The 12,926-nt window shown below is 39.9% G+C and carries 11 protein-coding genes; 2 read left to right on the top strand and 9 right to left on the bottom strand.

The window, feature by feature from the left end:
- Position 1: 1 nt before the first annotated feature.
- The 4 genes from BGO42_RS10670 to radC all read right to left on the bottom strand — a co-directional run bounded on the left by BGO42_RS10670 (position 2) and on the right by radC (position 3,290).
- Entirely contained in the window at positions 2 to 544 is a 543-nt protein-coding gene (locus BGO42_RS10670; protein WP_273246404.1) for a hypothetical protein, read from the bottom strand.
- The gene (locus BGO42_RS10665; protein WP_273246405.1) at positions 537 to 1,820 is read right to left on the bottom strand and encodes an ABC transporter permease; all 1,284 of its coding nucleotides are present in this window, start codon (positions 1,818 to 1,820) and stop codon (positions 537 to 539) included. Before BGO42_RS10665 ends, BGO42_RS10670 begins: the two co-directional genes overlap by 8 nt.
- Entirely contained in the window at positions 1,817 to 2,446 is a 630-nt protein-coding gene (locus BGO42_RS10660; protein WP_177732399.1) for an ABC transporter ATP-binding protein, read from the bottom strand. The genes BGO42_RS10665 and BGO42_RS10660 overlap by 4 nt, the downstream gene beginning before the upstream one ends.
- Before the next feature lie 148 nt (positions 2,447 to 2,594).
- Positions 2,595 to 3,290, bottom strand: a complete 696-nt coding sequence (radC, locus tag BGO42_RS10655) for a RadC family protein (RefSeq protein WP_177732396.1) — start codon at positions 3,288 to 3,290, stop codon at positions 2,595 to 2,597.
- 80 nt (positions 3,291 to 3,370) lie between these two features.
- Between radC and BGO42_RS10650 the strand changes: the two genes are divergently transcribed.
- Entirely contained in the window at positions 3,371 to 3,952 is a 582-nt protein-coding gene (locus BGO42_RS10650; protein ID WP_273246406.1) for a DUF1287 domain-containing protein, read from the top strand.
- A gap of 37 nt (positions 3,953 to 3,989) precedes the next feature.
- Here BGO42_RS10650 and BGO42_RS10645 read toward each other — a convergent pair whose 3' ends face one another.
- Complete coding sequence (locus tag BGO42_RS10645; protein ID WP_273246407.1) at positions 3,990 to 5,345, bottom strand: UDP-N-acetylmuramate--L-alanine ligase; 1,356 nt, start codon at positions 5,343 to 5,345, stop codon at positions 3,990 to 3,992.
- 2 nt (positions 5,346 to 5,347) lie between these two features.
- The gene (locus tag BGO42_RS10640; protein WP_273246408.1) at positions 5,348 to 6,043 is read right to left on the bottom strand and encodes a tetratricopeptide repeat protein; all 696 of its coding nucleotides are present in this window, start codon (positions 6,041 to 6,043) and stop codon (positions 5,348 to 5,350) included.
- A 97-nt stretch (positions 6,044 to 6,140) separates the two neighbouring features.
- Here BGO42_RS10640 and BGO42_RS10635 point away from each other — a divergent pair, with 97 nt between their 5' ends.
- Positions 6,141 to 7,349: a carboxypeptidase-like regulatory domain-containing protein gene (locus BGO42_RS10635; RefSeq protein WP_273246409.1), complete on the top strand. Its 1,209-nt coding sequence runs from the start codon at positions 6,141 to 6,143 to the stop codon at positions 7,347 to 7,349.
- Positions 7,350 to 7,377: 28 nt separating this feature from the next.
- Here the strand turns inward: BGO42_RS10635 and BGO42_RS10630 are convergent, their stop codons facing one another.
- From BGO42_RS10630 to BGO42_RS10620, 3 genes are all read right to left on the bottom strand, one after another.
- The gene (locus BGO42_RS10630) at positions 7,378 to 9,618 is read right to left on the bottom strand and encodes a hypothetical protein (RefSeq protein ID WP_273246410.1); all 2,241 of its coding nucleotides are present in this window, start codon (positions 9,616 to 9,618) and stop codon (positions 7,378 to 7,380) included.
- Positions 9,575 to 10,582 carry a hypothetical protein gene (locus BGO42_RS10625; RefSeq protein WP_273246411.1) on the bottom strand — a complete coding sequence of 336 codons (1,008 nt, stop codon included), beginning with the start codon at positions 10,580 to 10,582 and terminating at the stop codon, positions 9,575 to 9,577. Before BGO42_RS10625 ends, BGO42_RS10630 begins: the two co-directional genes overlap by 44 nt.
- A gap of 146 nt (positions 10,583 to 10,728) precedes the next feature.
- A complete protein-coding gene (locus tag BGO42_RS10620) occupies positions 10,729 to 12,876 on the bottom strand; it encodes a S46 family peptidase (protein ID WP_273246412.1) in 2,148 nt (715 codons plus the stop codon).
- Between the last annotated feature and the right edge of the window lie 50 nt (positions 12,877 to 12,926).

Raw genomic sequence — 12,926 nt, 5'->3', positions numbered from 1 at the left:
TCTATTTAGCACCTTTCACAATAACAGCATCTTCAACATGGTAAACCCAATCCTCTACATCTGTATCATTGTATCTGAAATTACCTTCTATAGTAACATACTGATCTGTTTTTAATTTTGGTGTACTTCCTTTAAATTTTATCCCCATGATGGTTTCCGGTCCTGATTTTCCACAGAAAAAACAAGACGCGAATACGTTTTTGCTCAAGGCATACGATTTATTATCGATCGGGATAATAAACCCGCTCATCACAATTCGTCTTTTGTTTGTCAGTTTCAGTTTGGTATTCACCTGCGGAAACATTACTTCTCCATAGGTTTTATCCTGTTTTTTGACATATTTTATATCGCCTAACAGCTTCCAGCTAAGTGTATCCGGATTCGCTGCCAATAGCGGACTATTATGGTCAAAGTCTAAAAAACCGGCTTTCGCTACCCGGTTTACCGGTGCTTCAGGCTGTTCGCTTTTATCTGTCTGATAAACGTATTCCAATGTCAGCAATACTGCCATCAGAGCCACTGCTAAAATATGTTTTTTACGCATTTGCTAATGTTTTTGAAATATTAAGTCGGTAGGCTTTAACCGCCGGAATAACAGCCGCTAAAATCCCGACAAATATAGTTACTAAAAATAAAAATCCTTCCTTTTCCCAAACAAACTCAAAAGGGTTAAAGGACATTTTAAACTCTTCTTCCGATGATCCCGAGATAAAGGTCAGGGCTATTCTTCCAACAATTGTTCCAAAAAGGAATCCGAGCACACATAAAATCAAACTCTCAATAACCACAAGGTAAAGCAGCTGAAAACGTGTTGCACCATTGACCCGCAATAAGGCAAATTCGTATTTTCTTTCTTTCAGCGTATTGTACAGCGCTATAAAAATACTGATCCCGGAAATCAGCATAATCCCGTAAGCCAGGTATTGCAATGCCTGCAATCCAATACCAAACAAGGTGAACAAGCGGTTTATTTCAATAGCCGGCGAGGCCGCCTGCATTTTTGTGTTTTGCGGAATCATTCTCGGCCAGGTTACAATTCCCATTTTGTTCCGGAACTTTAACAATACTGCGGTAATCTCTTTTCCTTCTTCGCTAATTTGCGGCATTTCGTGGTCATGATCGTGATCGTGATGATGCGCTTCTCCTTCTTCATGTACATGTCCTTCTTCGTGCCCGTGATCATGCTCAGCTTCTTCAGCATGCTCGTGACTGTCATGCATTGCCCAGACACTCTGTATATTGGACAGAATAAGGTTATCGATCACTTTTCCTGTTTTTGATGCCACACCTACAATTTTATAGGCATGTTCCTCATGTACTTCGCCTTCTTCGGCATCACCATGAGAACCGAAAAATGTATCGCCAGCTTTCAGGTTTAGCTTTTTAGCAATTTCACTTCCGATAACGACTTCAAAATTGTTTTCGAATATTTTTCCGGAAACAATCTTTGCGTCATATTTTGTCAGGTAATCCGGTGTGGTTCCTACAATTTTAAATCCGTGGTAATTGTCGCCAAAGGCTAATGGAATAGCGGTTTTTACAAACGGGTTTTCCATCCATTTTTTAGCTTCAGAATAGTCGATGTTTCCGGTTGGTGCATCCACCTGATACACCGAAGACAGTATTAACTGCAACGGACTTCCCTGTGCTCCCAGTACTAAATCGACCCCGTCTGCATTACTGGAAAACTGGTCTTCAAACTGTTTTTGCAATAAGATCAAAACGGTAATAATCGCCACACTCGCCGTGAGCAAAATAATACTTAAAGTGGTGTTTAGCGGCTTAAACCATGTATTTCGCCAGGCTAATTTCGTAATCATGATAAGGAAATTTGATTGGTGAAACGTTGTTTTAATCGGGAATCGTGGGTTACGATCACTAATGCCGATTGGAATTCTTTTGATAAGTTATCCAAAAGATCGGCTACCTTAAAGGCATTTTCATCATCCAGGCTCGAAGTCGGCTCATCGGCTAATAAAACTTTGGGTTCATTAATAAGTGCTCTTGCAATAGAAACACGCTGCTGCTGCCCGATACTTAACTGTGACGGCAGTTTATGCATTTGTTTTTCAAGATCCAGGTGTTTCAATAATGATTTTGCTTTTTCGATACGCTGTTTTCCGGTTGCCAGCCAGGAGGCCAGGGCTACATTTTCCAGAACCGAAAAAGATTCAATAAAATGGGATTGCTGTAAAACCAGTCCGATATTTTCCCCTCTGAAATGGTCCAGCTTTTTTTCGGAAAGCGCACCAATATCGGTATTGTTCACCTGAATCGCTCCGCTTTGCGGCCGTAACAATCCTCCCAGTAAATGCAGCAATGTTGTTTTTCCTTTTCCGGAACCGCCTGTAATCAGGATAGCTTCCCCATCCCGGCATTGAATATCGGGAAAAGCAAACGCAGTTTCTTTCCCATACGAAAAAGTGATATCTTTTGTATTAATCATAAGCAGTTATAAATAAACATTCCGGCGAAACGCCATGCCATAAAAAAAGCTCTTTAAAAGAGCTTTCCACTATCTTTTTCAAAAATAACAAAAAAAAATATCTTCTTATTTTTATTGTGATTTTTATAACTTATTCCTGAGCATACTGCTATAACAGCCCGTCATCTAAAAAACTATAATAATTCCGTTCGGCAATGATCACGTGATCCAGCACTTTAATATCCAGGCTCTTTCCGGCTTCTTTTAGTTTTAAGGTGATTTTTTTATCCGGCTCACTGGCCTTTAAAACACCGGAAGGATGGTTATGGCATAAAATAATTCCGGTGGCATTGTTTTCCAAAGCTGTTTTAAAAATCAAACGGGCATCAACAATGGTTCCTTCCATGCCGCCTTTGCTGATCTGGGATTTGCTGATTACTTTATTGGAATTGTTCAGAAAAATAACCCAGAATTCTTCATGCTGCAATTCTCCGATTAACGGCTTCATGATTTCAAAAACAGCTTTACTGGAAGTAATTTTATCACAGCGCACAAATTCCTCTTCTCTCCTGCGGCGGCCGAGTTCCAGAGCGGCAACAATGGTTACCGCTTTGGCTTCGCCGATTCCTTTAAAAGACATCAGCTTTTTCACCGAAAGTTTCCCTAAATTATTCAGATTGTTGTCCAGGCTTGACAAGATTTTTTTGGCAACTTCCAAAGCACTCACTTCCCTGCTTCCGGAACGTATTAAAATGGTCAGCAGTTCGGTATCACTCAAAACCGATTCTCCTTTGTGGATCAGTTTTTCTCTGGGTTTATCATCGGTTGCCCAGCCTTTGATCGGGATGTAGCTTATAACTTTCATTTTGGCGTATATATTTGATTATAAAATGTATAACAAAGTTATCCGATCTCCGTTATACCTATTAGCAAACCTTAAATATAATGAAAGTTTTTCAAATCTTATTACTACTAAGCTGTTCGTTTTCAACATCCTGGATTCCGGATAATTTTTATTCCAGATTGTCAGAAGCAGCCCTGACCTTAACAAAAGACAAGGTGACTTACGATTCCGGCTATACCAAAATAGCCTATCCAAACGGCGATGTGGCTAAAGACAAAGGTGTTTGTACAGATGTGGTCATAAGAGCCTACCGGAAGCTCGGCATAGACTTACAGCAGGAGGTTCATCTTGACATGAAAAAGCATTTTTCGAAATACCCGACCCGGTGGGGACTAAAAAAACCGGATACCAACATCGACCATCGCCGGGTTCCTAATCTGGAGGTTTTCTTTTCCCGCCATGGCGAAGCAATTCCGGTAACGGCAGTGGCTTCCGATTATAAAACCGGAGATATCGTAACGTGGATGCTTCCGGGTTCGCTTCCGCATATCGGGATAGTGGTAAACCGGAAATCAAGAGATGGCAAACGCAACATGATTGTCCACAATGTGGGCGCCGGTCAGGTGCTGGAAGATTTTTTGTTTCAGTATGCGATAACCGGTCATTACCGGTATAAAAAATAAAAGGTTAGCCAATGCTAACCTTTATTGTTATTGTAAGCTATTTTACCAGCTCTTTTACATCGTCAAAATTAAGTCCGCCATAATTTCCGGAACTCATTAACAATAAGGCTGTATTTTCCAGATCCAGATCGAAGAGGTATTTTTTAAAGTCTTCCGGATTGGTATAGATAATCAGGTCTTCCCGTTCAAATGCTTTTGCAATCTGTTCGTAGGTAACTTCTTCCAGCTGTTTGATTTTAACCGCATCAGGCGAATAGAAAACAACCGCTTCATCGGCATACTCCAGAGCGCCCTGGTATTCTTTCAGGAATTCCGCATTCAGGCTGCTGTAGGTGTGCAGTTCCAGGCAGGCAATCAGTTTTCGGTTCGGGTATTGTTCTTTTACAGCTTTGGTTGTAGCCGCCACCTTACTTGGAGAGTGTGCAAAATCCTTATAGGCTACTTTGCTCTTGCTCTCGGCTATTTTTTCCAAACGTTTGGAGGCTCCTTTAAAACTGGCAATGGCTTCATAGAAATCGGCTTCATCAACACCCATATTCTGGCAGATCCATTTGGCTCCGGCAAGGTTATTCAGGTTGTGTGCGCCAAAAACCTCAATCGGCATAGGGCCTTCCGGTGTTGCTAATAAAGTAACGCCATTATCTACCGTATATTCCGGAGTGTGGTATGGAATTTTACGGATCGGATTTGTTGCCGCTTCCGCTACTCTTTTTACCTCAGCATCATTTTCATTATAGACCAGGATACCGCCGTTTGTTATTTTTTCAATAAAAATTTCAAACTGCTCCACATAATTTTCATAGGTTGGAAACACGTTAATATGATCCCAGGCTATTCCGCTGATCAAAGCGATATTGGGCTGATACAGGTGGAATTTCGGTCTTCTGTCCATTGGTGACGACAGGTATTCATCTCCTTCCAGAACAATAAAATCGTTTTCTTCCGTTAGATGAACCATCGTATCAAAACCTTCCAATTGTGCGCCCACCATATAATCCACTTCAATATTGTGGTAATGCATAACATGCAGTATCATCGAGGTTATGGTTGTTTTTCCATGAGAACCGCCAATAACCACGCGGGTTTTATTTTTGGACTGTTCGTATAAAAATTCAGGATATGAATAGATCTTCAATCCCAATTCCTGCGCTTTTAATAATTCCGGATTGTCCGCTTTGGCGTGCATACCCAAAATAACCGCTTCAATATCGGCCGTTATTTTTTCAGGAAACCAGCCCATTTCTTCCGGTAGTAATCCTTTATTTTCTAACCTGGTTCTGGAAGGTTCAAAAATAGCATCATCACTTCCGGTAACGTGGTATCCTTTATTGTGTAGCGCTAATGCCAGATTGTGCATGGCACTGCCTCCTATTGCGATAAAATGTGTACGCATTTTTATGTTCTTTTCTTTTGATACAAATCTAAGGTTTGTTTTGCTTTTTCCGGCAAATTCATTTTATTTTTATACAAGTCTGCCAATCGCTGGTAGGTTGTTTTGGACTGTCCTATGGCTATTGCTTTCAGATAGTATTTTTCCGCTTCGGTATAACGTTTGAAATATTCGGCAATATGTCCTTTGGAAAGGTTTCCGTCCACCGGCGAAATGGCCATTAATTCGCCGGCATAATATTGTGCCTTCTTTTCACTACCGCCTACTATTCCGGGTAATTCCAGGTACAATATTACCAATGCCCACCGGGATTCTATGTGTCTGGCATCCAGTTTTGCTGCTGCCTTAAAAGAATCTTCAATTTCGCCAATCATTCCCAAAGCTTTGAATTTACTGCTTTCTTTTGCTTTCATTCCCAAAGCACCGCCATATTTGTATTGGTAGCCTGTGTTTTTAGGAAACTGTGTTTTTAATTTCTTATAATTAGCAATGGCTTTGTCCCATTTTTTCTGATGTGCCGCAATATCTCCTAAATACTCCATCGTTTGGGGATTATTCGGGTTTTCATTTAAAAAGCTTTCAAAATAAGGCGCTGCCAAAGCATATTGCTCCTGTTTAAAAAGCTGTTCTCCCTTTTCAAAATTCCCCTGTGACCAAACCGCTAACGGCAGTAAAAAGAAAATATAACCCAATTGCTTCATAACTCAAAAATAAAGAAACGGAACAAATTATCACTATCATTTCCAGAATCTTTAAAAGCGGTAAATTTTCAGTATATTGTTAACAAAATTCAACGCCATGAAATCTATTTATCTTGTAATCTATCTTCTTTTCAGCATCACGGGCTTACAGGCTCAAACCAAAATAACCGGAATTGTAAAAGATGCGGCTACTAAATTGCCTGTTAGCGGTGCTTCTGTTTATGTTCCGCAAACTACAAATGGGGTGAGCAGTGACCAAAACGGCTTATTTACAATATGGCTCAAAGACAACGATGCGATTATCGTCAGCTTTATGGGCTATGAAAGTGTTATGGCTCCAGTGGCTTTGCTGACAAAAGACGAAAGCCTGAACGTTATTTATTTAAAAACCGAGGTCAGCGAATTAAATGAGGTCATTGTCCGGAAGCGAAAGAAAATGAACCGTAAAAACTGGCAGCAATATTATGACATGTTCCAGACCGAATTTCTGGGCAACAGCAAAATAGCGAGACAGGCAAAAATTCTAAATCCCGAAGTGCTGTATTTCAGTATCAGTGATGATTCTTTAAAAATTGTTGCCAATGCTGACGCACCGTTACAGATCTATAATGAAAAACTGGGCTACCAGATTCGTTATGAACTTGTCCGCTTTGAATGTCCGCGCGGGCATGTACCCGGTGTTTACGGCACAACAAGCACCGCAGTAATTCATTTCGGCTATCCTTATTTTACAGACATAGTAAATGAGAAAAAATTGAATCCGAAAGTTGTTGAACGCAACAGACTTGATGCCTACAGAGGTTCTTTTATGCATTTTATAAGGGCCTGCTATTACAACACCTTAAGCAGTGAAGGTTTTACGGTTCGTAAGATGTTCCTGAAAAGCAATCCTAAATATCCCGGTGCCGACAGTATTCCTTATTATATGAAGCTGTACCGCGAAACCAGGGATCTAAAATACCTGCGGGCAGTCAAAGAGCCTTTTATAACGGTGATCGAACCGAATTCCAGCAGAAGGGAATCGTTTATCACAGAGGAATCCAACAGGAAGTCTATTGCTTTTGACGATTACCTGAATATAACCTACACCCGGGAAAAAGAAGAGGACAACTACATTGGCGCCCGTAACCGGAATCCTACTTTTCAAACCTCACAGCTGAAGTTGGCTGAAGGCGCTCTTGAAATTTACCACAACGGACAGATAGCCGATCCGGAAGCCATTATTATTTTCGGATATATGGGCTGGAAAAAAGCGGGCGACATGCTTCCTTTTGATTACGGTTTAGACATGGAGGTCACAAAATAAAAAAGGAGGCAGCCAGCCTCCTTTTGTGTTAATTCATGCCAAGATATTTCTGGAAGTAACCGCATTCGTTTATGACCTCTTTATAATATTGCGTGTTCGAATATTCTGCTTTTAGCTTTTTAAAACCGTTCCAGGCTAAAAAATGCACTTCCGGCTGGCGGTAATCATAGCGATTGGTATGGTAGTTATCGGTATAAAACACATTGCGTTCACACTTGGTCATCATGTATACGCATTTTGCTTTTTGTTCCGGATTGGCTGCCGCTTCAAAAGCTTTTTTATAATAGGAATTGGCCAAAGCCGGGTTTAACAGGTAGGGTTTATAATCTTCATCAATATAATTTCCTCCCTGATCCATTATATTGCTATAATAAAAGGAACGTGCATTGCCGTAATAGGTCATATTGTAAAAGGCATTTGCCAGCAGCAGACTGTTGCTGTAGACCTCTTCCCCTTTGGTTACTTTGTCCTGCATTTCTTTTAGTTTTTGCAAAAACGAAAGCTTGGTATATTTTACTTTTTGATATGCCTGATGGTCACAATCATTACAATCCCTGATCTTTCCGTTAAACGGGTTCCCTTCCAAGATGACTTCTTTTCCTTTTTCCGATTTCTCCATAAAGGCAATCGCCTGCTCTATTTTATTGGCGTAGGCACTCATCACGGCCTGGTATTCGTAAATATCGGAAAGCGTAACATCATAAATACTCACTGCTAACTGTTCCCAGGGGCTTTTTTTGTTCCGCATCAAAAAGGTTTTCATCGCTTCCTGATTGGCTCCCGTTAAATAGTATTTGTTGTCCCGGTCGAATAATTCGGTCATTACACCGTTCTTTTGTGTCTTGTAAAGCGCGGCAATATATTTTTTACTCCAACCCAAGGCTTTGGTGTACCGGAACGGTTCGTAATAGTCACTCTTCGGACACTCGTGATACAGCCAGTTTAAATCCGTCAGCAGTTTACTTTCAGCATCGGCATTCATGGCATTCTGCCTGCTGAGCGTATTGATCAGTTTTAAAAGGCGTAACTGTTTTGCCGACAGTTCTGTTTTGGGTGTTTTGCTTTCCGCTTTCGAAAATTGTTTTTCGGCCAGCGTATAATCACCGTTAAAGATATTGAGATACCCCGCTGCGATATTCCACAGATACGGCTTTAGTGTTTTTTCCTCACCGGCTATCTTATTGAGAAATGCCAGGGATTCTTTATTCAGTTTTTCTTTGACAACTTTCTTGTATTCTTTTACCGATTTGAATTCCTCCCCGTTTAATTCCGCTTCTTCTTTGTTGACCAAACGGGTTAGCAGGTACTCGAGGTGTTCACTCTTCGGGTTTAACTGGTAAATCGCATCGATTGCTTTTCGTTCATCGGCATAATAGCCCAGCAATGCCCATAAAGCGGCTTTTTCATCATTGTTTTTGGCCAGTTGCAATGCGGCATCAAAGTCGGATTGTTCCTGCGGATGAAAACTATATGCCGTTACAACACGCAGCTGCGGGCATTTGTCAAACACCACACTGTACAGGTAATTGGACTTTACATAGTCTTTGTCTTTATAGTACACACCGGCGATATAGGAAAGCGCGCGGTAGTACAATACATTTTGCGGAACCTGTGCTTTTGTTTTTTCAAAAAAGGCAATAGCCTGCTGTGGAGAATCGCTGTAAAAACAGGCTTTCATCACCTGAAACCAATACCTGTTTTTCAGAAAGGCATCAGTAGTTTTTGTGAATTTATTTTCCACATCCCTGATTACTTCCGGAGCCACATAGGAAACCTGCCGGCTTTCGTAATCCCAGTAATGATAGGCCACCGTTGCATGCTCCTCGATCATTTTGGCATAATACATAAACTCCAAAAAGTTTTTTACTTTTTTGTCCTTAAGTGCTATCTTTCTATCGGCATAGTTAAGGCTCTTTTTAGCAAAAGCAGCCTCATACAGGTTATTCAATTCAGCCTTCGCACTGTCTTTCAGAATAAGGTAGGTCAGGTCTTCTTTTTTTATTTTGCCATCCAGATAGCCGTCCCATTCCTGTATAATATCATTGTTAAAACGAGAGGTGTATTCGGTATCATGCCCGATACTATAAAACATTTCATCCGAAAAAAGCAAAGGCGTATACGACTTATCCACATAGGTTTCGGGTGTAAAGTTTGATTGGTACCGATAGCCCCAAAAATCATCCGCGCAGGCATAAATCACAGTATAGGTAACCCCTGTTAACAGGCTAAAACCAACCAGCCACTTTTTTAAAGAATTGCTCATCATCATTATATGCTTTTAAATTAAAAGAATCCAGGTCGTAAAAAATTATGTCTTCCGGCTGCCCGGCCAGATGTTCCTTCAGATCCTCAGCCATTGTTTTTAAATCTTTTTTTGTAATGCACTCTATTTTAACGACATCGCCTTTTTTATAGTAATTCCCGCCTCTGATAACACTTTCCACAACGGTAAAGTGCATCCCGTCTGTCTTTTTAAAATGGGTATCTTTTTCCAGCTCCGCATGATCGAGCTTACCCACTACTTTTATCACCTTGTGATTCCGGATGTGAATTCCCCAGGAATAAATCGGCAGTGCAATATCCAGCTGCAACGGGAACTTGTGAAGGCTCCTGATATAGCTCTGGGCAATATTCCGGTCGTAAATAGAATTCAGGTTATCCGGCGCAATACTACCCATATTGTAAAACATCAGCACGCCTTTATCTACGTTTGGAATACCGGTTTTCTGATAGTATTTTACCTGATGCAAACGAATGGTTGCCGAGAGTTTCTTGGTGCTGATCTTTTTGAAATCTTCTATAAACTTCAGGTAACGGTCTTTACTTTTCAGCGTCCAGTCACAATCAATCTGTATTTCATGGCACCGGATACCGTTCTTATCGTTCATCTGTGCAATAAAGGTATAAATATTCCGCGCCATATTTTCCAGATTAACCGCTTCTTCCAGCATGACTTCATTTTTGATGTAGATAACCGGAACAATATCATAGCGTATCTTCTTCTCTTTAAAAACCACCGGCAACAGCGGAATAGCCTCCTTATCTTTCAGGCTCACATCAAAATAACGAACATAAATTTTAGACACCTTATTTGCTTCTAAAATTGTTTTCTCGTTGTTATTCAGCTGGAAAATTGTTTTCCAGTAATAAAAGGAAACCTCCGGTTGTACCTGTTCTTCCGAGCAGGACAGCAGCAGGAAAAAGGAAACGAAACCAATAACTATTCTCTTCACTTTTAGTTCAAATTTATAATAATAAACTTTCAAATTGACCTTGTTTAAAAACAAAACCAAATCTTCTGAAATTTATTGTCCGGTACTGCATAAAAAAAGCCGCTTCTGTTGAAACGGCTTTTGAATATTTTTAAAATGCTATCGGATTATTTTACGATTGTCATTTCATCAACAATGTGTTTCGCATTTGAGAATTTGTCAATTACCCATAATACATAACGAATATCCACATTGATTGTTCTTTGCAGGTTTTTGTCAAAGATAACGTCACCAGCCATAGCTTCGATGTTACCATCAAATGCTAAACCGATTAACTCTCCTTTTCCGTTTAATACCGGAGAACCAGAGTTACCACCAGTGATATCGTTATCTGTTAAGAAGTTCACGTGCATAGAACCGTCTTTATCAGCATAACGACCGTAGTCTTTTCCTTTGTTCATTTCAATTAAACGAACCGGTAAATCGAATTCCTCATCACCTTTTTTGTATTTCTTAACCATACCGTCCATAGTAGTATAGTTGTTTACTTTAGCATCATTTCGTTTATCTGCAGGTAATGTACGAACTTTACCATACGTTAAACGCAATGTAGAGTTAGCATCCGGATATTGGATTGGTGCTAATTTAGATTCACGAAGTCCTTCAACCAATAAACGGAAAGAAGCTCCGAAATCGTTTTGTGCTTTAGCAATCACTTCCGATTTTGCGTTGTAGTGGTTTAATAAGTCGTTAGACAATACTACTAACGGATCATTTGTTACAGTAGCTGCATTCGGATTATTTAAAAATGCTTTTACTTTTTCCGGTGAAGCAAAAATACTGCTGTCAAAAGCATTGTTTACATATTTTGTAAAGTTGTTGTTATTTTCTTTACCTAATTTTTCAACCATTGGCGCTAACGTATAACCTGCTTTTGTAGCATAAAGGTTTAACTGTCCGGCCAAGATATCTTTTTCTGCAGGAATGTAAGCTTCTTTGTAGAACTCATCAATCATTTCTACAAAACCTGGATACATTTCTTTTCTTTTCGCTTCGTCAGCTTTCGCGTAGTTTTCCAATTGTCTTCCAAGAGATCTTGAGATTGTTCCGAATGAACTTGATCTTAAAAGCGTCATTAAATAGTTGTCATGACGTGATTTCTCGTTCGTTAACGTATAATATTTGTTGATTGTTTCAACAACATTACCATATTTACCTTTATTTTCTTTCAGGTTAGCCCATTTGTTGAATTTCGCTTCCTGAGCTGCTTTTGTTTTTGCCGTACCGAATTTTGTCAGTGCGTCAATCATTCCCTGACGGTTTTTCCAGTAGTTCGCCAATGACGCATATTTTGAAGCATACATTAAACGTACTCCATCGCTTTCGTCCATATGAACTTTCATTTTGTCCATACCCATTTTAGAACCTTCAACCCATGCAGGATAAGCAAATTTCACATTTTGCTCAATTCCACCTGCCGGCATCCAACGGTTTGTTCTACCAGGATATCCTAAAATCATAGCGAAATCATTCTCTTTTACACCGCCTAAATTAACCGGTAAATGGTGTTTTGGCTGTAAAGGAACGTTGTTTGGTGAAAAGTCAGCAGGGTTTCCGTTTGCATCAGCATAAATTCTGAACATAGAGAAATCTCCTGTGTGACGAGGCCACTCCCAGTTGTCTGTATCCCCACCGAATTTCCCGATATTTTCAGGAGGTGTTCCTACTAAACGTACGTCTTTATAATCCTGGTAAACGAAATAGTAGTATTCATTACCCTGGAAGAAAGGACGAACGGAAACCGTATATTTTCCACCTTCGTTGTTTTCTTTTTCAATTACAGCGATCTCTTTGTTGATTGCTGCTTCACGCTCTGCTTCTGTCATTTTATCATTTACTTTTGATAAAATTCTTTTAGAAACATCATCCATACGAACGAAGAAACGAACGAATAAACTTTTTGGTTTTAATTCCGCTTTTCTGTTCGCTGCCCAGAAACCATTTTTCAAATAGTTTGCTTCCGGAGTCGATAATTCTGCAATAGCATCATAACCACAGTGGTGATTTGTTAATACCAAACCATCTTTAGAAATCATTTCTGCTGTACAACCTCCGTTGAACTGAACGATTGCATCTTTTAAACTGTGGTGATTAATACTGTAAATCTCCTCAGCAGTTAACTGCAATCCCATTTTTTGCATATCCCTGTGATTCAAACGCTCGATGAACATCAAAAACCACATCCCTTCGTCTGCTCTAACACTTGCAGGAACAAGTAGTATCGTAGCGATTAAGGATAAAATAATTTTTTTCATAATTAATTTGTTATTTTTAGTGGTGCGAATATACCTTTTTTTAAGAATTT

This window comes from Flavobacterium sp. 40-81, assembly GCF_001898245.1.
In the GTDB taxonomy this organism is placed as follows: domain Bacteria; phylum Bacteroidota; class Bacteroidia; order Flavobacteriales; family Flavobacteriaceae; genus Flavobacterium; species Flavobacterium inviolabile.
Note: the sequence above shows the minus strand (reverse complement) of the source record. Positions and strands in the feature narration are given on the sequence as shown.

What these genes read in the sequence shown, in the direction of transcription:
- BGO42_RS10670 (WP_273246404.1), bottom strand. Translation starts at nt 544, where the DNA reads ATGCGTAAAAAACATATTTTAGCAGTGGCTCTGATGGCAGTATTGCTG.
- BGO42_RS10665 (WP_273246405.1), bottom strand. Translation starts at nt 1,820, where the DNA reads ATGATTACGAAATTAGCCTGGCGAAATACATGGTTTAAGCCGCTAAAC.
- BGO42_RS10660 (WP_177732399.1), bottom strand. Translation starts at nt 2,446, where the DNA reads ATGATTAATACAAAAGATATCACTTTTTCGTATGGGAAAGAAACTGCG.
- radC (WP_177732396.1), bottom strand. Translation starts at nt 3,290, where the DNA reads ATGAAAGTTATAAGCTACATCCCGATCAAAGGCTGGGCAACCGATGAT.
- BGO42_RS10650 (WP_273246406.1), top strand. Translation starts at nt 3,371, where the DNA reads ATGAAAGTTTTTCAAATCTTATTACTACTAAGCTGTTCGTTTTCAACA.
- BGO42_RS10645 (WP_273246407.1), bottom strand. Translation starts at nt 5,345, where the DNA reads ATGCGTACACATTTTATCGCAATAGGAGGCAGTGCCATGCACAATCTG.
- BGO42_RS10640 (WP_273246408.1), bottom strand. Translation starts at nt 6,043, where the DNA reads ATGAAGCAATTGGGTTATATTTTCTTTTTACTGCCGTTAGCGGTTTGG.
- BGO42_RS10635 (WP_273246409.1), top strand. Translation starts at nt 6,141, where the DNA reads ATGAAATCTATTTATCTTGTAATCTATCTTCTTTTCAGCATCACGGGC.
- BGO42_RS10630 (WP_273246410.1), bottom strand. Translation starts at nt 9,618, where the DNA reads ATGATGATGAGCAATTCTTTAAAAAAGTGGCTGGTTGGTTTTAGCCTG.
- BGO42_RS10620 (WP_273246412.1), bottom strand. Translation starts at nt 12,876, where the DNA reads ATGAAAAAAATTATTTTATCCTTAATCGCTACGATACTACTTGTTCCT.